The 21,572-nt window shown below is 62.7% G+C and carries 15 protein-coding genes and 1 tRNA gene; 15 read left to right on the plus strand and 1 reads right to left on the minus strand.

The window, feature by feature from the left end; translation table 11 throughout:
* Positions 1-95: 95 nt before the first annotated feature.
* From leuS to rpoD, 10 genes are all read left to right on the plus strand, one after another.
* Positions 96-2,684, plus strand: a complete 2,589-nt coding sequence (leuS, locus tag Q5Q88_RS07950; protein ID WP_294124013.1) for a leucine--tRNA ligase — start codon at positions 96-98, stop codon at positions 2,682-2,684.
* A gap of 137 nt (positions 2,685-2,821) precedes the next feature.
* Complete coding sequence (gene rimP / locus Q5Q88_RS07955; RefSeq protein WP_294124011.1) at positions 2,822-3,316, plus strand: ribosome maturation factor RimP; 495 nt, start codon at positions 2,822-2,824, stop codon at positions 3,314-3,316.
* 1 nt (position 3,317) lies between these two features.
* Positions 3,318-4,601, plus strand: a complete 1,284-nt coding sequence (gene nusA, locus Q5Q88_RS07960; protein ID WP_302742805.1) for a transcription termination factor NusA — start codon at positions 3,318-3,320, stop codon at positions 4,599-4,601.
* Positions 4,602-4,680: 79 nt separating this feature from the next.
* A complete protein-coding gene (infB, locus tag Q5Q88_RS07965) occupies positions 4,681-7,377 on the plus strand; it encodes a translation initiation factor IF-2 (protein ID WP_302742807.1) in 2,697 nt (898 codons plus the stop codon).
* A gap of 344 nt (positions 7,378-7,721) precedes the next feature.
* Entirely contained in the window at positions 7,722-8,138 is a 417-nt protein-coding gene (gene rbfA, locus Q5Q88_RS07970) for a 30S ribosome-binding factor RbfA (RefSeq protein WP_118653701.1), read from the plus strand.
* A 37-nt stretch (positions 8,139-8,175) separates the two neighbouring features.
* Complete coding sequence (locus Q5Q88_RS07975) at positions 8,176-9,144, plus strand: bifunctional oligoribonuclease/PAP phosphatase NrnA (protein WP_118653753.1); 969 nt, start codon at positions 8,176-8,178, stop codon at positions 9,142-9,144.
* Positions 9,145-9,238: 94 nt separating this feature from the next.
* Positions 9,239-10,189: a tRNA pseudouridine(55) synthase TruB gene (truB, locus tag Q5Q88_RS07980; protein ID WP_302742809.1), complete on the plus strand. Its 951-nt coding sequence runs from the start codon at positions 9,239-9,241 to the stop codon at positions 10,187-10,189.
* On the plus strand, positions 10,186-11,271 hold the full coding sequence (locus tag Q5Q88_RS07985) for a riboflavin kinase (protein ID WP_302742811.1): 1,086 nt from the start codon (positions 10,186-10,188) through the stop codon (positions 11,269-11,271). Before truB ends, Q5Q88_RS07985 begins: the two co-directional genes overlap by 4 nt.
* The gene (gene dnaG, locus Q5Q88_RS07990; protein ID WP_118653699.1) at positions 11,268-13,322 is read left to right on the plus strand and encodes a DNA primase; all 2,055 of its coding nucleotides are present in this window, start codon (positions 11,268-11,270) and stop codon (positions 13,320-13,322) included. The genes Q5Q88_RS07985 and dnaG overlap by 4 nt, the downstream gene beginning before the upstream one ends.
* 91 nt (positions 13,323-13,413) lie before the next feature.
* Positions 13,414-14,757 (plus strand): RNA polymerase sigma factor RpoD, encoded by a 1,344-nt coding sequence (rpoD, locus tag Q5Q88_RS07995; protein ID WP_118653698.1) that lies wholly within the window; start codon positions 13,414-13,416, stop codon positions 14,755-14,757.
* A 170-nt stretch (positions 14,758-14,927) separates the two neighbouring features.
* On the opposite strand, the gene Q5Q88_RS08000 is transcribed toward rpoD, so the two are convergent.
* A tRNA-Asn gene (locus tag Q5Q88_RS08000) sits at positions 14,928-15,002 on the minus strand.
* A gap of 991 nt (positions 15,003-15,993) precedes the next feature.
* On the opposite strand from Q5Q88_RS08000, the gene Q5Q88_RS08005 reads away from it, so the two are divergent.
* The 5 genes from Q5Q88_RS08005 to Q5Q88_RS08025 form a co-directional block, all read left to right on the plus strand.
* The gene (locus Q5Q88_RS08005; protein WP_302742814.1) at positions 15,994-17,715 is read left to right on the plus strand and encodes a LuxR C-terminal-related transcriptional regulator; all 1,722 of its coding nucleotides are present in this window, start codon (positions 15,994-15,996) and stop codon (positions 17,713-17,715) included.
* 282 nt (positions 17,716-17,997) lie between these two features.
* A complete protein-coding gene (locus Q5Q88_RS08010) occupies positions 17,998-18,639 on the plus strand; it encodes a C39 family peptidase (protein WP_255413658.1) in 642 nt (213 codons plus the stop codon).
* A gap of 395 nt (positions 18,640-19,034) precedes the next feature.
* Positions 19,035-19,613 (plus strand): bifunctional pyr operon transcriptional regulator/uracil phosphoribosyltransferase PyrR, encoded by a 579-nt coding sequence (gene pyrR, locus Q5Q88_RS08015; protein WP_118653695.1) that lies wholly within the window; start codon positions 19,035-19,037, stop codon positions 19,611-19,613.
* 3 nt (positions 19,614-19,616) lie between these two features.
* On the plus strand, positions 19,617-20,561 hold the full coding sequence (locus Q5Q88_RS08020; RefSeq protein WP_118653694.1) for an aspartate carbamoyltransferase catalytic subunit: 945 nt from the start codon (positions 19,617-19,619) through the stop codon (positions 20,559-20,561).
* The coding region (locus Q5Q88_RS08025) for a dihydroorotase (protein ID WP_302742818.1) at positions 20,545-21,572 on the plus strand (1,028 nt) is incomplete at its 3' end. The genes Q5Q88_RS08020 and Q5Q88_RS08025, both read left to right, overlap by 17 nt.

The raw sequence follows: 21,572 nt of genomic DNA on the forward strand, positions 1-21,572 counted from the left end.
GGTCTCACCTGCAAGACCTGTTAGAATCTTGAGCGTTACCGACGCGGCGCGGCGGGTCTTGATTGACCGCTGCGCTTGAACGATAGGAGCCAACCATGTGCGATTGCCACGAGCATTGCGGCACCGAGCGCCAGGCGGGGGAGATCCCGTTCTACGACGCTCGGGCCATCGAGGAGAAGTGGATGAAGTCCTGGGAGGAGCAGAATCTCTTTGCCGTGGACACCGACTCCACCAAGCCGAAGAAGTACATCCTCGAGATGTTCCCGTATCCTTCCGGTGATCTGCACATGGGGCACGCGCGCAACTACACCATCGGCGACGCCATGGCCCGTCAGGCTCGTATGCGCGGCTACGACGTGCTGCATCCCATCGGCTTCGACGCCTTCGGCCTGCCCGCCGAGAACGCCGCCATCAAGCACAACACCCAGGCGGCGGCTTGGACGTATAAGAACATGGACCAGGCCCTCGCCACCATGAAGCGTATGGGCTTCTCCTACGACATGGACCGTCTCGTGAAGACCTGCAGCCCCGATTACTACCGCTGGGGCCAGTGGATCTTCGAGAAGCTGTGGGAGCGCGGCCTGGTGTATCGCAAGAAGAACCCAGTCAACTGGTGCCCCACGTGCGAGACCGTGCTCGCCAACGAGCAAGTGACCGAGGGCCGCTGCTGGCGCTGCGACTCGGAGGTGGAGAAGCGCGACCTCGAGCAGTGGTACATCAAGATCACCGAGTACGCCCAGGAGCTCCTCGATGACCTCGAGAAGCTGCCCGGTTGGCCCGAGCGCGTCAAGCAGATGCAGGCGAACTGGATCGGGCGCTCCGAGGGCGCCGAGGTCGATTTCACCCTGTGCGATGCCGAGGGTGACCCCATCCCGGGCGACGAGGGTAAGATTACCGTCTTCACTACGCGCGCCGACACACTGTTCGGCAACACGTTCTTCCTGCTCGCCCCCGAGTACAAGGGCCTTATGGAGCTTGTCGAGGGCACCGAGTACGAGGCAGCCGTCCGCGAGGTCGTCGAGGGCGCCAAGCACATCTCCGCCGTCGAGCGCGCCCAGGGCACCCTCGAGAAGCACGGCGCGTTCACAGGTCGTTACGTCGTCAACCCCGTCTCCGGGGCGAAGGTGCCCGTGTGGGTGGCCGACTACGTCATCTCCGACTACGGCACCGGCGCCGTCATGGCTGTTCCCTGTGGCGACCAGCGCGACTTCGAGTTCGCCAAGAAGTACGACCTTCCCATCGTTCCGATCATCCTCACCGAGGACGACCCGCTGTACGGGGACCTCAAGGACGAGCGCGCCACGCGCGTGACTTCCGTCGACTGGGACGAGGCACTTACGTGCGAGGGCACCCTGGTGCAGTCCGGTAAGTACACCGGCATGACGGGCGGCAAGCATTCCGAGGGCGAGGCCGCCATCGTTGCCGACCTTGAGGCTGCCGGCACCGGACGCCGCTCCGTGCAGTACCGTTTGCGCGACTGGCTCATCTCCCGCCAGCGCTACTGGGGCAACCCCATTCCGGCCATCCACTGCGAGCACTGCGGCATCGTCCCCGTGCCCGAGGACCGGCTGCCGGTGACCCTGCCCGAGAACCTCGACCTCGGCGCAGGTGAGACGCTCGCCGAGTGCCGCGAGTTTTACGTGACCACCTGCCCCGTGTGCGGAGCCCCGGCCCGCCGCGAGACTGACACCATGGACACCTTCACGTGCTCCAGCTGGTACTACCTGCGTTACACCGACCCACATAACACCGAGCTCCCGTTCTCCCGCGAGGCCGCCAACCGCTTCATGCCGGTCGATAACTACATCGGTGGCATCGAGCATGCTATCCTGCACCTGCTCTACAGCCGCTTCTTTACCAAGGCTCTGCGCGACATGGGGCTGCTCGACGTGGATGAGCCCTTCACCAACCTGCTGTGCCAGGGCATGGTGAAGGACGAGAACGGCGACACCATGTCCAAGTCGAAGGGCAATGTCGTCCCGCCGAGCTCGGTCATCGAGCCCTTTGGCGCCGACACCATGCGCCTCGCGATCCTGTTCATCGCCCCGCCCGAGAAGGACTTCGACTGGGACCCCAACGCCGTCGAGGGTGCGAACCGCTTCATCAAGCGCGCGTGGCGCACCGTGTGGCAGCTCGCCGAAACCGCCGGCGATGCGACTGCTCTCGACAAGTCGACGCTTTCCAAGCCCGCTCTCGAGCTCTACCGTGAACGCCATCGCACCCTTGCCAAGTGCACCGAGGACTTCGACCGCGGCCAGTTCAACACCGCGATCTCGGCGATGATGGAGCTCGTGAACGCCGCGAACGCCTACCTCAACGCTGTGCCTGCGACCGAGCGCGACGTCGCCCTCACCGCACTCGTCGCCTGCGACATCGTCTCGGTCCTGGCTCCGATCTGCCCGTTTGCCTGTGAGGAGCTCTGGCACGCGGCACTCGGCCGCGAGGGGAGTGTCTACACCGCCCCTTGGCCTGAGTTCGATGCCGCCGAGGCTGCCGCCGACGAGATCGAGATCGCCGTTCAGGTGCTCGGCAAGATGCGCGCTCGCGTGATGGTGCCCGCCGGTGCCGACGCCGCGACGATGCAGGCAGCCGCGGAGGTAGCCGCTGCCAAGCACATAGAGGGCAAAACAGTTGTCAAGGCCATCTGCGTGCCGGGTAAACTTGTAAATCTTGTGGTGAAGTAGACGCCAAAAGAGCTCTCCGGCGATGCAAAATTGCCCCATACGCTGGGGATGTGCTATAGTGCAGCAGCAAATGAAGTTGTCACGTGAAGGGAGTGCGGGTTCGCCCGCGCTCCCTTTTCATGAAGGAGAGGTGTTGCATGGTCAAGAGCAAGCTCGAGCAGGACATCATCGACGCCCTGGAGGCCCGCGCCGCCGAGCACGGCATCGATGTGGTTGACGTCGAGATCGTGGGAGCTACCAAGGCCCCATGCGTCCGCGTACGCCTGGACAAGCTCGAGGGGGACCCCATCAACCTCGACGAGGTCACCGCGCAGACTGCATGGGTTTCCGATACCGTCGAGGCCCTCGACCCCATCTCGGGCTCCTACACGCTTGAGGTGAGTTCCCCGGGCATGAAGCGCCCCTTGCGCCGTCCCAGCGACTTCGTCCGCTTCCAGGGCGAGGAGGTCGAGCTCACCACCACCGCGATGGAGGGCCGCCGCTCGTACAAGGGCGTCATCGCGGCCGCCGACGATGCGTCCGTGACCATCCAACCCGAGGGCGAGGACGCCGCCACTATCTCCTATGACGATGTAAAGAAGTGCACTTTGAAGCCCGTTTACGACTTCAAGGGCGTTAAGGAAGGGAAGTAAGATGGCAGACGCCGATATGACCATGATGGAAGCACTTATGCTTCTGTGCCAGGAAAAGCACATCGATCAGCTCTACCTGCTTGACCGTCTTGAGGCGGCCCTGGCCGAGACCTATGCCAAGGTCCTCAAGCTCGACTGGGGCGCCAAGGTCACCATCGACCGCGCCACGGGCAAGATCTACGTGTATCGTCTCGAGCCCATCGACGACTCCATGGATGAGGAGGGCAACTTCACCGAGTACGAGGAGATCGACGTCACGCCCAAGGACGTCAGCCGCCTCGCCGCCCAGACCGCCAAGGCCGAGATCAACGCCATCGTGCGCAACGCCGCCCGCGAGCAGATCTACGAGGAGTTCTCCGGCCGCGTCGGCGACCTCATCAACGGCACCGTGCTGCAGTCCACGCCCGACTTTACCATCGTCAAGATTCGCGATGGCGTTGAGGCCGAGCTGCCCCACTTTGACCAGCGTCGCTACCCGGATGAGCGCAACGAGCGCCCCAACGGCGAGCGTTATCTGCACAACCAGCACCTCAAGGCCGTCATCGTCGACGTCCGTGACCCCAACTCCACGCTGCCTCCGGTGCGCGGTGAGCATTCCCGCCCGCCGATCGTGATCTCGCGCACCCATGCCGAGCTCATGCGTCGCCTGTTCGAGCAGGAGGTTCCCGAGGTGTACGAGGGCACCGTCGAGCTCAAGTCCATCGCTCGTGAGCCTGGTCAGCGCTCCAAGGTCGCCGTCCACTCCCTCGACGACCGTCTCGACCCCGTGGGTGCCTGCGTGGGTCCCAAGGGCAGCCGTGTCCGCGCTGTCGTGGGCGAGCTGCGCGGCGAGCGCGTCGACGTCATCCTGTGGGACGAGGACCCGTCCGTCTACGTGGCGAACGCGCTTTCCCCGGCAAAGGTGACCCGCGTACTCATCGATCCCGAAAAGAACTACGCTGGCGTCATCGTCCCCGACGACCAGCTCTCGCTCGCCATTGGTAAGGAGGGCCAGAACGCCCGCCTCGCAGCGCGCCTCACCGGTTGGCACATCGACATCAAGAGCGAGACCCTCGCCGCCGACATCCTCAAGAACGTCCCGCTTGCTCCCGAGCCCGTGGTCGAGGACTTGATTGACGAGGAGTCCGGTGACTTCGAGCCCGAGCGCTGCGCGCACGTGAGCGAGGACGGCATCCGTTGCCGCAACCAGGCCCGTCCCGGCTCTCGCTACTGCGGCGTGCACGATGTCGATTCCCTCGACGGCGCCGACTCCGATGCCATCGCGAACGCCGAGGACCTCATCTAGTCTGCAGGCGCGTCCGCGCACCCGAGTCCGTTTGATTGAAGATGCGCACGTCGATGTGCGTGAGAGGTAGGTGAAAGATATGGCGAAAGTCCGTATTTCCAGCCTGGCCAAGGAGTTCGGCATGACGTCCAAGGAACTCATGGGCCACCTTGAAGAGATGAAGATCCCGGCAAAGTCGGCGTCCTCGACCCTCGAAGACGCCTTCGTCTCCATGGTCAAAAAGCAGCTCGCTCCCGTGATCGAGGCGCGCGCCGCCGAGGTCGAGGCCGCTAAGCGCGCCGAGGAGGAGGCCGCCCGTGCCGCCGAGCGCGAAGCCGCCGCCAAGGAAGAGGCCGAGCGCCTCGCCGCCGAGGCTCGCCGCGAGGAGGAGCGCCGCCTGTCCCAGGAGGCCCAGGCCGCCGCTGAGGCCGTCCGTGCCGCCAAGGAGGAGGCCGAGCGTCGTGCCAAGGAGGAGGCCGAGAAGGCTGCTCGTGAGGCGGAGCTTGAGGCCAAGCGCCGCGCCGTCCCCGCTTCCGATTCCGGTATGCGCTTCCGTTCGTTGCTCGATCAGATCGCCGAGCAGGAGGCCGTGCTCAAGGAGAAGAAGGCAGCCGAGGCTGCAAAGCCCGCGAACGAGTCTCGCAACGAGCGCGGTGGCCGTCGTGGCAACCGTGGTGCGAACACCTCATCCGATAAGGGGTCGGAGACTCCGACGCGCAGCCGCCGCCGCAGTTCCGCACCCGTGGCGAATATGCCCGACAACTTCCCGCCCTCGCCTGAGAAAGCCGGCAAGGGTGGCAAGAAGGGTCGCAAGGGTTCCGTGCACGACACCCATGACGGCGAGGATCGTTACGCTCGTATGGCTCGCGAGGCGGAGGAGTACAGCCGCGAGAAGGTGCTGGCCGACGCCCGCGCTGCCGTGGAAGAGGCTTCCCGCGAGTCCTCCGGTCGCCGCAAGAAGCGCAAGGAGAAGCGCCAGGCCGAGGCGGCAGCCGCAGCCGAGGAGCGCAAGATCGAGGAGGCTTTGGCTCAGGGCATCAATCCCGAGGACCTCGACGCCGTCAAGGTCTCCGAGGGCGTGACCGTCGCCGAGCTCGCCGAGGCCCTCGACGTCTCCGCCAACGACATCATCAAGCGCCTGTTCCTGCTGGGCACCCCGCTCACCATGACGCAGACCATGAGCAACGACCTCGTCGAGCTCGTCGCCGACGACCTGGGTCGCCAGGTGCGTATCGTCACGGCCGAGGAGGAGAACTCCTTCAGCTTCTATGACGATCCCAAGGACCTCAAGCCGCGTCCGCCCGTGGTCACCGTCATGGGACACGTCGACCACGGCAAGACGAGCCTGCTCGATGCCATCCGCCACACCAACGTGTGGAGCGGCGAGGCCGGCGGCATCACCCAGCACATCGGTGCCTCCGAGGTTACGATCAACGGTCGTCAGATCACGTTCGTCGACACCCCTGGCCATGAGGCCTTTACCGCCATGCGCGCCCGCGGTGCCAAGATCACCGACGTGGTCGTGCTCGTGGTCGCCGCCGATGACGGCGTCATGCCTCAGACCATCGAGGCCATCAACCACTCCAAGGCGGCTGGCGTGCCGATCATCGTCGCGGTGAACAAGTGCGATAAGCCCGAGGCCAACCCCGACAAGGTCCGCCAGATGCTCACCGAGTATGGCATCATCCCCGAGGAGTGGGGCGGTCAGAACATGTTCGTCAACGTCTCGGCCAAGAAGGGCCAAGGCATCGACGAGCTGCTTGAGACCATCCTGCTGCAGGCGGACGTCCTCGAACTCAAGGCCAATCCCGACACCTTCGCATCCGGTACCGTCATCGAGGCCAAGCTCGACCGCGGTCGCGGCCCGGTCGCGACCCTGCTCGTCACGCGCGGCACCCTGCACGTGGGCGACACCATCGTCGCCGGCATGAGCTACGGTTCCGTCCGCGCCATGCTCGACCAGCATGGCGAGCACAAGGATGCCGCATGCCCCTCCGACGCCGTCGAGATCCTCGGCCTCAACTCCGTGCCTGCCGCAGGCGACGAGTTCCGTGTATTTGAGGATGCCCGCGATGCCCGCGACCTCGCCGAGCAGCGCTCGCTCAAGGCCCGCATCGAGGAGCAGAACAAGGTCAAGCACGTCACGCTCGAGACCCTGTTCGACGAGATGAGCCAAAACGAGCTCAAGGAGCTCAACCTGGTGGTCAAGGCGGATGCCCAGGGTACCATCGAGGCGCTCGCGGACTCCATCGGCAAGATGGATCAGTCCGAGGTCCGTATCAACATCATCCACTCCGCCGTCGGCGCGATCTCCGAGACCGACGTCACGCTCGCCGCTGCCTCGAACGCCATCATCATCGGCTTTGGCGTGCGTCCGCAGCCCAAGGCGCGCGACGCGGCCGAGAAGGAGAACATCCAGATCAAGACCTACTCCATCATCTACAAGGCTATTGAGGATATCGACGCTGCCCGCATCGGTATGCTTGCGCCCACGGAGGAAGAGGTCCAGACCGGTGCCGCTGAGGTTCGCGAAACGTTCCGCGTGCCCAAGGCGGGTCTCATCGCCGGCTGCATGGTCACCGAGGGCGAGATCAGCCGCGACGACAAGGTGCGCGTCGTGCGCGACGGCGTCGTGGTATTCGACGGCGCCTTCGGCTCCATGCGCCGCTTCAAGGATGACGTCAATGTGGTCAAGAGGGGCTACGAGTGCGGTCTTGGCATCGAGAAGTTCCAGGACATCAAGGTCGGCGACATTCTCGAGGCCTACAAGATCGTCGAGGTCGCGAGGACAGAGTAGCCTGCGACTGGCTTCCTCAGGCACCCCACCTTGCCCTTCAATCGTCGGGCGCCGCACGCAAGACGTGCGCCCTCCTCTTTCAGGGCAATCTGGGGCACCTGAGAAACCCAGGCCGGGTGGCTTTGCTCGGTGATCCCGTTTTTGATTGGACGCTCTTGCGCTCGCCCGAATCTGGGGCACCTGGAAAAGCCTTGAGGCACTTTGCTTGTACGATCTGGTTTGTCAGGACGAGCGAGTAGGGTGTGTAACGAGAAGAACCTTCGTGGGTATATGAGAGGGCAACGTGCGCGTGCGTGCGTTGTCCTTTCGTAGCCTACACAGACCTTTTGGGGAGCTGGTGTTGTATGAAGCAGACGCCTATGACCCGCCGCTTGGGTGAGCAGCTGCGTGAGAAGCTCGGATATATCCTTTTGTTCGAGATCTCCGATCCTCGTCTCGAGCTCGTGACGCTCACGGGTGTCGAGGTCTCCCAGGACCGTTCATTCGCGCGCGTGTTCGTGAGCTGCGAAGGCGATCGCTATGAGGAGGTGCTGGACGTCCTTAACGCGGCCAAGGGCAGAATTCGCAGCCTTCTTGCACGTTCGCTCGACTGGCGTGTGACTCCCGAGCTCCAATTCAAGATCGACCGCTCCACCGACGAGGCGGAGGCGATTAGCCGTGCCCTCGAGAACATCCCCGCGACCCTCGCCGTCGAGAAGGACGAATTCGGCTATCCCATCGAGGATGCCGATGTTGAGAAAGATATGAGTGATGAGCAATAGCACGTCGCCTTGTTCCGGTCGAAGCACGACGCCCGATATGTGGGCGGGTGTCATAGATTTCGTCGAGGGCGCCCGCACCATCGCGATCTCGGGGCACACGAATCCCGATGGTGACGCCCTCGGCTCGGTTCTCGGGCTCGGCGCTTCGATCAGGGCGCAGTTTCCCGACAAGCGCGTCGACTTTCTGCTTGCCGACGATGGCTCCATCCCGCGCATATACCGCTTTCTGCCCCTTGCCGGGGAGCTGGAGCCCGCTGTTCGGCATGCGGAGGCGTACGACCTGTTCATCTCGGTCGACGTTCCCACTCTCGAGCGTCTTGAGGATTCCGCTGCGGTGGCTAAGCAGGCTCGCGGTCGCGTGGTGATCGACCATCATCCCTCGCGCGAAGAGTTCGGCGACGTCACGGTGCGCGTGACGTCGGCTGCCGCGACCGCAGTCCTTGTGTACGAGCTCCTCGATGCTGCGGGGTGGCCCTGCACGCCTGACATCGCGTCGTGTCTCTTGACGGGCTTGATGACCGACACCGGGCGCTTTCAGTATCAAAACGCCAATCCCTCGGCGTTTGCCTGCGCCTCTCGTCTGGTCGACGCCGGTGCCCAGCCGGCACGGATCGCCCTCGAGGTGTACCAGAGCCAGCGCATTGAGTATCTGCATCTCGAGTCGATCGTGATGAGCCGTATCGAGACGCACGCGTGCGGTCGCGTTGCCTACAGCTACGCGTTTGCCAGCGATCTTGTCGAATGCGGTGTCAAGCCGGCGGAATGCGACGGCCTGGTCGATATCGTGCGTCAGGTTGATGGATCTGAGCTCTGCCTGTTTTTGCGCGAGAGCGAGCCGGGTGTGGTGCGCGGCAACCTTCGTTCGAAGGGCAAGCTCGACATCTCCGGAATCGCCGTCGAACTCGGCGGCGGGGGGCACGCCGCGGCAGCGGGATTCACCTTCCATGGAACGGTTGCCGAGGCTGCCGAGACGGTGCTCCCCAAGCTGGAGGCGCTTCTCGCTTAGGGCTCGTCACACAAAGCACGACCAAGGGGATGGGCGCGAGATGCGCATGCCCCTTGCGTACACGTGAACATATTCGCCAGAAAGTGAGGATCGCATGGCGAAGCGCAAGCCGAGCGAGCTCAATCTCCTGCTCGCTGTCGATAAGCCGGTGGGTATCACCTCTCACGACGTTGTGTCCAAGGTGCGTCGCGCCCTGGGCGAGCGCCGCGTGGGTCATGCCGGAACCCTTGACCCGCTTGCCTCAGGCGTCATGATCGTGGGCGTAGGCCAGGCGACGCGGTTGTTGGGGCGTGTCACCCTTGACCGCAAGCGATACCTCGCGCGCATCACGTTTGGGGCCGAGACCACGACCGACGATGCGGAAGGAGAGGTCACGCGCACTGCTCCCGCAACGGACGATCTTAGTTCTCGGCTCTTCGCCTTGAGCATCCTCAAGGATTTTCTCGGTGAGCAGGAGCAAGTCCCGCCGGCGTACTCCGCGATTTCCATCGACGGTGTGCGATCGTACAAACGAGCCCGGGCTGGGGAGGATGTCGATCTCCCAGCGCGCACCATCGAGGTGTATGCTGCCGACCTCGTGGCGATAGACGAGGTCGACGGCCATGTTGTTTGGACGGCTTCGTTTGATGTGAGCAAGGGGACGTACATCCGCTCCCTTGCGCGCGACATCGGCCGCGCTGCGGGCAACGCCGCCCACATTTCCGACTTGCGCCGTACCGCCTCGGGTCCCGTTACGGCTGGCATGTGCCTGCGCATCGAGGACCTGTCGTGCGAAGGTGCTCGCGCCGCCGCGCTCGATCCCGCCGTCGTGCTCGGCATGCCCGTGCGTACGCTCAGCGATGCCGAGCTCGCTGCCGTTCTGAATGGTCGCGCGATACCGAACCACTTTGCGGGAGGCTCTCTTGGGCGCCCGGCCGATGCTCCCATCGACACGCCGTGCGCGCTCACACACGGCGGCCAACTGTGCGCCATCGCGAGCTCAGAGGGCGATAGCCTACGCATGGAGACGGTCTTTCCCCAGGGTATCGAAGGTGTTGCGCAATGACGCGCGTACAGGACGCGGTTTCATCGCATACGGGCGCGCACATGCCCGGGGCGCACATGCCCGCGCGTGCAGAGCTCGCGCGCGACTTTCTCGTCGCCCCCCTTGCCTCTGATACCGACGTGAGCGGTAGCCATACAACCGTTATACGTGTGGGTGACGATGCTTCGCCAGCGACGCCCGTGCCGTGCGTCGTTGCCATCGGGGCGTTCGACGGTGTCCACCGGGGTCATCTCGGCCTGCTTTCCCGCGCGCGTCGTGATGCAGCTGAGCGTGGGGTTGCTGCCATTGCCGTCACGTTCGACCCCGATCCGGATGAGGTGGTGGGTAAGCGTCCCGCACTCAAGCTCCTGAGTATCGCCGATCGCATCAAAACCCTTAGGGCGTCGGGCACGGGTGTGGTGGTCGTTCCGTTCACGCGCGAGCTCGCCGCCCTCGATCATGTGGCCTTTTTTGAGCAGGTCCTCGCTCCGTATGTGGACATCCGCGCGATACACGTTGGCGTCGATTTTCGCCTTGGCGCACGTGGCGCCTCGACCGTCGATGTCATTCGTGCCTGGGGTGCGAATCGCGGTGTTGAGGTTACGGGTCACGAGCTGCTTATCGATGGCGACGCACCCATCACGGCCACGCGCATCCGGCGCCTGATCGCCGCGGGTGACGTCGTGGCCGCCGCCGGTGAGCTCGGACGACGGTTCTACGTGCACGGTGTTGTTGCGCCGGGGCGCGGAGAGGGCGCGGGAATGGGATTTCCCACTGCCAATATCGAGGTCCAAGCGGACATACAGATGCCCGCCGATGGCGTCTACGCGGGATTCGCGCGTGTTGGAGGCGAGGTCTGGCCCGCCGCGATCAACGCCGGCGTGCCCCCGATGTTTGCCGACTCCGTCGCGTCCGCCCGCCTCGAGGCCAATCTAATTGGCTATCACGGTGACCTGTACGGCCGGGAGGTCTCCATCGCGTTCGATCGCATGATGCGTCCCTCGCATTCATTCGAGTCCATTGACGCGCTTATCCGGGCGGTCGAGGGGGATATCGCACAGATTGCGGCAGATTATGGTACGACGCCGGTGAGGATCGCATGATTTCTGAGGACGACAAGAACAAGGTACGTGACGCGACCGATCTCGTCGCGCTCATCCAAGAGACCGTCGAGCTCAAGCCGCGCGGCAACACCGACCTCTGGGGTTGCTGTCCGTTCCACGGCGAGAAGACGCCTTCCTTCCACGTGATCCCCTCCACGCAGGTGTGGCATTGCTTTGGCTGCGGTGAGGGCGGCGACGCGTTCACGTACGTCATGAAGCGTGAGAACCTGAGTTTTCCCGAGTCCATTCGATATCTAGCGGATCGCGCGGGCATCGAGCTCGAGGAGGAACGCACCTTCAAGCGTTCCGGCACCAAGCGCAATCGCCTTATCGAGGTCTGCGAGGCGACCGCCGAGTTCTACCATACTCTGCTCATGCGGGGTAAAGACGACCGCGGTCGCGCATACTGCAAGGGACGTGACCTCGATGCCGCCACCTGTCGCACGTACCACCTGGGGTTTGCGCCCGGCCATGGCGCACTCGTGCGCTATTTGGGGTCCAAGGGGTTTACGCCGCAGGAGATGATCGATGCCAATGTGGCGTTCCGCAGTCGCAGCGGCGGGCTTGTCGACCGCTTCTTCGACCGCGTGATCTTTCCTATCTACGACGAGCAGGGTCGGTGCATCGCGTTCGGCGGTCGCGCGCTCGATAAGGAGAAGACGAACGCCAAATATCTCAACACGTCCGAGACGCCCATCTTCCACAAAGGCAAGAACCTCTATGGGTTCAACTGGGCCAAAGATCACATCGTGAACGCGAACGAGGTCATTGTGGTCGAAGGCTATATCAGTGCGATGAGCTGTTGGAAAGCGGGTATCGAGAACATCGTGGCCGTGCTGGGGACTGCGCTCACCGAATCGCACGTCAAGACGCTTACGCGCTTCACCAAGAAGATCATCTATATGTTCGACGGCGACGCCGCCGGGCAAAAGGCGGCTCGCCGCGCGATCCAGTTCATCGAGAAGGACGACATCGACCTGCGTTGCGTCATCCTGCCCGATGGTCAGGATCCCGATGACTTCGTACGCGCAAACGGCGGCGAGGCCCTGCGGGCGCTCCTCGATCAGTCCATCCCGCTCATGGACTTCGTCTTTGGAAAGCTCGAGGAGGAGAGCGATATCTCCACACCGGGTGGTCGCGCCAGGGCCATGCGCTCCGCGCTCGAGCTCATCTACCCGCTGCGTGCGAGTTACATGATCGACGGTTATTACATGCAGATCGCCGACCGCCTGGGACTCGACGTTGAAATGATCCGCTCGAACGCCGGCAAGGTGTTTCGCGAGGTTCAGCAGCGCGAGGAGGCCAATCGCCGTCGCGAGCAGCAACGCGAGCGCGCGCATGCGGAGCGTGAACGTATCGGTGCCGAGGGCGGGGGAGCGCCTCGCGCGCGCGGGAGTGAGACGATTGCGTCCGTCGGGAGTGCGCCTGCCGCCCCTGGAGCCACCTCCGCCGTCGACTATCCGCCATATGATGAGCCGTACTATGAAGACGCACCGTACGATTACGTTCCGGATGCTCCCGATGTCGTTGGTGCGGAACCACCCGCGCGCAACGAGGACGCGGCGCTATCCATGCTCACCGACCTCGAGCGCCGTCAGCTCGCCTGCGAGCGTGAGCTGCTGACCATGCTCACCACCTACCCCGACGCGTTCAGGCCGTTTGCGGAACGCATCACCGAGGTTGAATGGGTCGATTCCCGCAACGAGACGATAGCCTGGTCTGTTCTCGCAACGCCCGAGGGCACGGGTGCCGCTGAGGTCATGTCGGCCGCACGCGCGGTGTGCCCCGAGGCGGCGCAGCTCGTGTCGGCCGGTATGATCTCGGCGACGAGCAGGCATCCTACAGAGACAAACATCGCCTTCCTGCTCGACACGCTCGAACTGTACACGGCACGTCGTCGCATGAAGGCCGCGCAGTCGCGCCTGCGGTCCAACAGCTCGCTTTCGAGCGATGAGCGCAGGGAGCTCGCCATCCAGGCAACACGGGATGCCGCGCGCATTCGAGAGCTCGAGCGGGCCGTTGAGGGGATAGCCGACCCCTTCCGGCAATAACGAGATTGTCAGAAAAGCGCAATCTTCTGGCACAATTGGGTATAGAACCGTGGTAAAGTAATGAATCCTATGTGCTAAGAAGGGAGCATCTGTGCCAAGAAAGACTCAAAGCACTGAATCCGCGCTGGACGCGACCATCGAAAAGCTGCTCAATCTCGGCTCGAAGTCCGGTTCCGTCACTGAGGACGAGATTCAGGTTGCCCTCAAGGATGTCGATGTAACTGATGCACAGCTGAGCTCTATCTACCAATTCCTCCGCGATCGCGGCGTCGAGATCGTCTCTGCCACCGAAGACGATGAGTCCGAGCTGGTTGTGGACGATGACGACCACGACGTTATGAGGGACGAGGATCTCGACGGGGACGAGAGCGACGAGGACCATGACCTTAAAATGGCCAAGCGCGCGGATGCCGAGATGGCCTCGACTAAATCGAAGAAGAAGGCTCGTACCGTGCGCACCACGCGCAGCCGTTCGCGCGCTCGCGGCATCGACGCCTCAACGGTCATGCTGACGGGTGACCCGGTTCGCATGTACCTTAAGGAGATCGGCAAGGTCGATCTGTTGACGGCCGCCGAAGAGGTCGACCTGGCCATGAAGATCGAGGCCGGCCTGGACGCTGCCGACAAGCTCGAAAAGCAGGAGGCTGGCGAGCTCGAGCTCACCCGTGCCGAGATGCGCCGCCTCATGCGTGTCGAGCAGGTGGGTTTGGACGCCAAGCAAGCGCTCATCTCTGCGAATCTCCGCCTGGTTGTGTCCATCGCCAAGCGCTACGTGGGTCGCGGCATGCTCTTCCTCGACCTCATCCAGGAGGGCAACCTCGGTTTGATTCGCGCGGTCGAGAAGTTCGACTACGAGAAGGGCTTCAAGTTCTCCACGTACGCCACGTGGTGGATTCGCCAGGCCATCACGCGCGCAATCGCCGACCAGGCCCGCACCATCCGTATTCCGGTCCATATGGTCGAGACCATTAACAAGCTCGTCCGCGTGCAGCGTCAGCTGCTTCAGGATCTCGGTCGCGACCCGACCCCCGAGGAGATCGGCGCCGAGATGGACATGAGCGCCGATCGCGTGCGCGAGATCCAGAAGATCTCTCAGGAGCCCGTGTCGCTTGAGACGCCCATTGGTGAGGAGGAGGACTCCCAGCTGGGTGACTTCATTGAGGACGCCCAAGCGGTCGTTCCCGCCGATGCCGCGAGCTTCTCCATGCTGCAGGAGCAGCTCACGCAGGTGCTCGATGGCTTGGCTGAACGCGAGCGTAAGGTTATCGAGCTGCGCTTTGGCCTGGTCGATGGCCATCCGCGCACTCTTGAGGAAGTTGGCCGCGAGTTTGGCGTCACGCGTGAGCGCATTCGCCAGATCGAGTCCAAGACCTTGGCCAAACTTCGTCACCCCAGCCGCTCCAGCAAGCTCAAGGATTACCTCGAGAACTGCTAAGTCAATACGAGAGCGCGTTCTTGTCGCCCCTTGCGAGCCCTGTGCTCCAAGGGGCGCTTTTCGTACTTGTCCTGGCGGGCGAGGGCCCCGACTCCCGTGATCGCAGGGGAGGGATTGCGGTGGCTCATCTGTATACAAAAAGACCCGCGAGAACGCGGGTCTGAAAATTCTGGCTCCTCGAGTAGGACTCGAACCTACAACAACGCGGTTAACAGCCGCGGGCTCTACCATTGAGCTATCGAGGAATTGTCAAGCTGCTCACGTGCTGTGCTCCTGAGCAACGAAGTTAATTATACGGAACGTCCCGCGTGACGCAAGCCCCAATTTTAAAAAAGTTTTTGAGCCGTGGATGGGTCATGGTCAGGAACCGTGGATGGCCTTGCTGATGTCTGTGCCTGCGCATCGAAGAATAGCTGTAGGGTTTTGATCCGTGCGCTACACATTTGTGCATTCTGTCGTGCTGTTCACAGGGAGAAGGGCCTGAATCTGTCGAAAGGTCGATAATCCGCGCGATTTCAGCGACGCGTAACCTTTATCTTTATTGGCGACAAACGTAAGGTAGGGCATGTCATCGGTTGATTCATATCCGTTGATTACAGACAGCCGCCCTACCAACGGGTGATGATTTCCTCGGCGCTCGAAGATGAGCGTTCGCCAAGCTGTAGTTGCTTGGGTGTGTTCGTCTCATATGGAGGTAGACATGTTTGTCTGGTGCAGGTGTTCGCGGGTTTCCTAATGGGCCAGCTGCCCTATGTGCTTGATGGGCGCCTCATCTGCCTCATTGCGTCTACAATTGCCGCTGCATGCTGGTCTTGGGAGGGGATTTTCCTTGCGAAGGGGTGCGGGGGACGTGACGATGCGGGACCATCGGGCGTCTCCCGTGTTTTTGACGCGCGTCGAATGCGCATGGTGCCAGCGTTGTTCTTTTGCATCGGATGTTTACGGCCTCTCGCCATGATGTGGTGCTTTCCCCATTTTGCATGTGGGGCTTTGTGGGGAACGCAGGTTGTGGGGAATCCGATGGCGAGCTTGGGGCTCGTGGCATCCGTGATAGGCGTCGGCATGTGGGTGGTTCGAATTGCGCGGCCTGGTGTTGGAAGTCCCACGGGAGTATCACGGCGTTACGCATGCGCCCTGCTGGGCTCATATGCATCGGGCGAAGTCGCCTCCTATGCGGCTTCGTGTGCGATTCCTCTAAGGGGGCCATTTGGAGAGCTTGCCTCCTATGGCCTGTGCATGGTTCTGGTTGTGGCGGTGATCGCCGGCGTGTTTGTGGTCTGGCGGCATACGGGACAAGAAGCTGTGGAGGGCGGAGCCGACGAATCGTCTTTGGACTTGGACGAGGGAGACGAGCGGCGGCATGAGCGACTGGCTGAGACGTACCATCTGACGGAGCGCGAGACAGTGTGCCTTCTCCTTGCGCTGGATGGGATGACCTCCGCTGCCATCGCGGAGCGATTGGGCATCAAGGCTCCGACCGTTCGTGCGTATCAGCAACGTGCGTACCGCAAGATGGAGGTCGCCTCGCTCACAGAAGCACGCGAGCTGGTCGCCCGGCAGGCAGTCGTTGAGCCCCTGTCATCACCAGACACGCCTACTCCGAATGAACGAGAGTCCTTTAAGCGTCGCGGCTCGGGTCGTCTCCGTGGTGTTCAGCGCGCATCGCGTGCGTTCTGCTCGGCAACAGTGGGTTTTGCCATCGCTTCGGTTGCCCTGCCAACCGCTCTTGACCAGTCATGGGGCGCGGGCGACGTTGTACTTCGCGCAGGGATCGTGATGGCATGCACGGCGGCTGCATGGGCATTTTCCCACACGGGGACGGATGGGGGCGTCACGGCTTCTCTGCGCTCTGCGCATAAGCTGTCCTCTTCCCGGGGAGGACGCTTGGTAGGCGACGAGGCCTTCGAGCCGTTCGGCCCGCAGGCTCGAGCTGCCACGTGGGGAGTCCTATGCGAGATCGTCTTCGCGTCGGCAATTCCGGGATTATTGAGCTGCGCTGCCATCGTGGCCATCGTGCTCTGTGCAATCTCCTCGTCCATCTCTTGGATGTGTCATCACGATGCCGGAGGGGCGGCGATCTCGTCTGTCCCCGTCGCTCCCACGTCTCCGGGCGTGACGCTTGACGTTCTCCATGTTGTCTACTTGGCGCTGCTTTCCCTTATGATCGGCATTGCTTGGGAGGAGGTGTGGCGCTCGGCCTCACCGCTCAGCTTCGCACCGCTCATGATGCCACTGTTCGGATGCATCATCGTTGTGTGCGTTGGAGGGCTACGCTCCCAAGGGGTGGGGGCCACGCGCCAGCTTCTCAGCGGCACGCTGGTGGTTGTGTTCGCTGCGGAATCAGGGCAAGCGTCCGTCGCCCTCTTTGGCACGTCCGTGCTTGTAATCTACCTGCTCGCATTGTCTTTACGCAACACGGTGCGGATGTCGGCTCGTGGGTTGCCGCTCTGTGCGCTGTTTGGGGTGGCGGGCATCCTCGGCGGTGGCAAGGTGACGAATGTGTACGCCGACCTCTCATATGCCCAGTTTAGAGATGTGGTTTTCGGAGGATACGCGTCCATGGGAGATGTCGTACCGGCGAGCGGCATGGGCGATGTCAGAACCGCGATGCTCGTGGCGATTGTCACCTGTCTGACCTTGTTGATGCTCCTGACCGTATGGGCGGGTGTTCGGCTTCTTACCGATGTCCGTAATGAGCGCTATGCCGCGGCGCTCCTCGCTTCTCACAATGAGGATCGTTCTCGGCTGGAGAGTTACCTTGCAGGTCGAGGCCTCAACTCTGTCCAGGTTGAAGTTGCGCTGCGTATCGTCGCGGGGGAGTCGGGCCCACAGATCGCCCGCGCGATGTGCTATTCAATCGGCACCGTCAACTCCGCCCGGGATGCCGGCTATCGACTGCTACGCGTTCATCGTCGCGCCCAGCTTGTTGCTTTGCTGCGAAGGGATGCGGGGCTTTAAGGCACTGAACAATGTCCTTCTCGAGTGTTTCCACGCCGTGTGCGCCTGTCATCAGGCGCACACGGCGTATTCATATCCTCTGATGGCAGACGAAGCCGTTCGCGCCTCCTATGTTCCTTGTCGACGTATGACCGCGATGCGCGTGCATGAGCCGCGCTCGAGGAAACACGGGGAAAGGAAGGCCATCGGATGTCTGAATTGCTCAATGGCGGGTGTCGTGCTGGTAGGCCAAGGCGCAAGCACGCTGGACGCAAAGGATGTGCACTGTTGATGCTTTTAGCGATGTGCTTGGCCGCTGCATGTGCATGGGGAAGTAGCTTCGTGTTTGGAGGGCCATCCTCACGTCTAGAGGAGTTTCCCAGGCGTTCGCAGGAGCCCATCGTCGCGCCGCTGTACCAAAACCCGGAGTATCCGTCGGGATGCGAGGCGTTTTCGCTCGCTATGTGTCTGCGTTCGATGGGGTATTCGGTTGAGCCTTCCGCGCTCATAGACACGTACATGCCGACCGACCCCACGTGGAGCGATTTCGTCAACCATTTTGCAGGCGACGCGCGGAGTTCCGGCAGCGCCATGCCGCCCGCCGTGGTAGTCTGCGCAGATGCGTATGCGGCTGCCGTGGATGCGCCACTCCACGGCGTTGAGCTCACCGGGTGCTCCTTCGATGAGGTTGCAACAGTTGTCGAACGTGGGTACCCCGTGCTCACGTGGATCACGACGGATTTCGAGTCACCGCGCTTTTCCACCACGGGCGCACGTGGCTATCGCCTGTATCGGAACTTCCATTGCGTATTGCTTTACCGTGTTCAAGGTGGGGTTACCTACGTCGCCGATCCGCTCGTCGGCCTCGTCGAGTACGATACGAACTCATTCCAAACCCTGTGGGAGGAATGCGGCAGCCTCGCGATGACAGTATCGGAATCGTAGAGGCAAGTCTCCGTTGCGACGCGTGGCGACCTGTGGGTGCCCAGGGATATACCCCGAATGCGAGTTCCGCACAAGCCGAAGGCCACTTAATGTGGCCTTCGTGCGAGCAGGACTGTTCGAGCAGGCGGGGTATATCCCTGGGCATCAACAGGTCGCCATCTTCGCTTTTTATGCGCTCCGCGCGAAATTCTATTCACCATGTTCGACATCCGCCATACCGTGTACAATGGACAAAGACCTTTAAGTGCGTACGAGATACCACAAGGACCATCAAGCGGGGCGCCCGCGCCCAGCATATATGCCTTCCTGTGATGCTCGCACGCCAAGCGGTCGGGCATTATTTTTTTGACCTGCAATTGTCGCAGGTCAAGAGTGTAAGGAAGGAGTTCGAGAGCATGTCTTCACCTAAGGCCGTCATCATGGATGACACCGCGATCAACCGCGCCATCACCCGCATCGCGCACGAGATCGTCGAGAAGAACGAGGGCGTTGAGGACCTCGCGCTTGTGGGTATCGTGACCCGCGGCGATTTGCTCGCAAAGAAACTCGTGGACGAGATCGAGCGTATCGAGGGGGTGCGCGTCCCGCTGGGAAGCCTCGACATCAGCTTCTACCGCGACGACTACCTCACCAACTTCGCTCCTGCGGTCCACGCCACGGACATCGCGTTCAACCTGGATGCCAAGCGCATCGTGCTCGTGGACGATATTCTCTACACCGGCCGCACCATCCGCGCCGCCCTCGACGCCATCATGGACCTGGGTCGCCCCAGCCGCGTCGAGCTCGCCGTCCTCGTTGACCGCGGCCATCGCGAGCTGCCCATCTGCCCCGACTTCGTGGGTAAGAACGTCCCGTCCTCTCACGAGGAGAACGTCCGTCTGTATCTTGAGGAGGTCGACGGCCGTTCCGCCGTCGAGATCTTCGACGTCGCGCCGGGTGGCCACGTTGGCTCCGCGCCGCTGGGAGGCGAGTAATCCGTGTTCAACAACCACAAGCACCTCATCGACATCTCCGAGTATTCCGATACCGAGCTCATGACGATCCTGCAGACCGCCAAGGCGTTCTCCGAGGTCAATGAGCGCACCATTAAGAAGGTTCCGACCCTCAAGGGCAAGACCATCGTCAACATGTTCAACGAGCCCTCTACGCGCACCCGCAGCTCCTTCGAGCTGGCCGAGAAGCGTCTTTCCGCGGACACGCTGAACTTTGGCGGCTCCTCCACCTCCACGGTGAAGGGCGAGAGCCTCATCGACACCGTCATGACGCTCGACGCCTATAAGATCGACTGCATCGTCGTGCGCGACAAGCACGCCGGTGCGCCTCACATCGTGAGCCAGGCGAGCCCTGCCGTCGTCATCGACGCCGGTGACGGCAAGCACGGCCACCCCACCCAGGCGCTGCTCGACCTGTACTCCATCTGGGAGCGCAAGGGAAGCTTCGACGGCCTCAAGGTGGGCGTCGTGGGCGATATCGGTCACTCCCGCGTGTGCGGCTCCCTCATCCCCGCGCTCAAGATCATGGGTGCCGAGGTCACGGCCGTGGGTCCCAACACCCTCATGCCGCCCCGTCCCGACATCCTGGGCGCCGACCATGTGTCGAACAGCCTCGACGATGTCCTTCCCGATCTTGACGTCGTCTACATGCTGCGCATCCAGCGTGAGCGCCTTGAGGGCGCGCCGTTCCCAAGCGAGCGCGAGTATCACCGCCTCTACGGTCTCACCAAGGCCCGCGAGGGCCTCATGAGGCCCGATGCGATCGTGTGCCACCCCGGCCCGATCAACCGTGGCGTCGAGTTCGACTCCTACATGCCCGACCATCCGGAGCGCTCCGTCATCCTCGACCAGGTGTACGCCGGTATCTGCGTGCGCATGGCTGCCCTGTATCTGCTGCTTGGAGGTGCCGATAATGGCCTTGCTTCTTAAGAATGCCCACGTCGTCGACCCTGCCGTCGAGCTTGACGGATGTGTAGACGTGCTCGTCGAGGGCGACAAGATCGCCGCTGTCGGCGAGAACCTCACGTGCGATGCTGCCGAAGTCATCGATCTTACCGGCAGGTATCTCGTCCCCGGTCTGGTGGACATGCACGTGCATCTGCGCGAGCCCGGCTTTGAGGCCAAGGGCGACATCGAGTCCGAGACCGCCGCTGCCGCGCACGGTGGCTTCACCGGCGTGTGCTCCATGCCCAACACCAAGCCCGTGACCGACAACGGCGTCGTGGTCGAGTACATCAAGTCCGTCGCCGCCGCCAAGGGCCACTGCCGCGTGTACCCCTCCGGTGCCATGACGAAGGGCCTCAAGGGCGAGATCATCTCCGAGATGGGCGATATGGTCGAGCACGGCTGCGTGGCCTTCACCGATGACGGCCATGGCGTCCAGGGCGCCGGCATGCTGCGCCGCGCCATGGATTACGGCCAGATGTTCGGCAAAGTCTTCATGAGCCATTGCCAGGACGAGGACCTCGTGGGCGATGGTCAGATCAACGAGGGCGCCGTCTCCACCCGTCTCGGCCTGCTCGGTTGGCCGGCGGAAGGCGAGGAGCTCCAGATCATGCGCGACATCATGATCGCCGAGCTCACCGGTGCCAAGCTGCACATCCAGCACATCTCCACCGCCAAGGGCCTGGATATGGTGCGCGCCGCCAAGGCCAAGGGTCTGCCCGTTACCTGCGAGGCTACCCCGCATCACCTGTTTCTCACTGAGGATGCCATCGACGGAACCTACAACACGTGCTTCAAGGTCAACCCGCCGCTGCGCACCGCCGCCGACGCCGAAGCCCTCATCGCGGGCGTCATCGACGGCACCGTGGATGCGATCGCGACCGACCACGCCCCGCATTCCGATTGGGAGAAGTCCCGCGAGTTCGAGCTCGCTCCGTTCGGCATGACCGGCCTCGAGACCGCGCTCGGCCTGGTGATCACCAACCTGGTCAAGAC

It is taken from the genome of uncultured Collinsella sp. (genome assembly GCF_959026545.1).
In the GTDB taxonomy this organism is placed as follows: Bacteria; Actinomycetota; Coriobacteriia; order Coriobacteriales; family Coriobacteriaceae; genus Collinsella.

Bases quoted from the DNA above. Each gene is read 5' to 3' on its own strand.
- Q5Q88_RS08005 (WP_302742814.1), top strand. From the start codon at position 15,994: ATGGTTCTGGTTGTGGCGGTGATCGCCGGCGTGTTTGTGGTCTGGCGG.
- Q5Q88_RS07975 (WP_118653753.1), top strand. From the start codon at position 8,176: ATGTGGGCGGGTGTCATAGATTTCGTCGAGGGCGCCCGCACCATCGCG.
- nusA (WP_302742805.1), top strand. From the start codon at position 3,318: ATGGCAGACGCCGATATGACCATGATGGAAGCACTTATGCTTCTGTGC.
- rbfA (WP_118653701.1), top strand. From the start codon at position 7,722: ATGAAGCAGACGCCTATGACCCGCCGCTTGGGTGAGCAGCTGCGTGAG.
- dnaG (WP_118653699.1), top strand. From the start codon at position 11,268: ATGATTTCTGAGGACGACAAGAACAAGGTACGTGACGCGACCGATCTC.
- pyrR (WP_118653695.1), top strand. From the start codon at position 19,035: ATGTCTTCACCTAAGGCCGTCATCATGGATGACACCGCGATCAACCGC.
- truB (WP_302742809.1), top strand. From the start codon at position 9,239: ATGGCGAAGCGCAAGCCGAGCGAGCTCAATCTCCTGCTCGCTGTCGAT.
- rimP (WP_294124011.1), top strand. From the start codon at position 2,822: ATGGTCAAGAGCAAGCTCGAGCAGGACATCATCGACGCCCTGGAGGCC.
- Q5Q88_RS07985 (WP_302742811.1), top strand. From the start codon at position 10,186: ATGACGCGCGTACAGGACGCGGTTTCATCGCATACGGGCGCGCACATG.
- infB (WP_302742807.1), top strand. From the start codon at position 4,681: ATGGCGAAAGTCCGTATTTCCAGCCTGGCCAAGGAGTTCGGCATGACG.
- Q5Q88_RS08010 (WP_255413658.1), top strand. From the start codon at position 17,998: ATGTGCTTGGCCGCTGCATGTGCATGGGGAAGTAGCTTCGTGTTTGGA.
- leuS (WP_294124013.1), top strand. From the start codon at position 96: ATGTGCGATTGCCACGAGCATTGCGGCACCGAGCGCCAGGCGGGGGAG.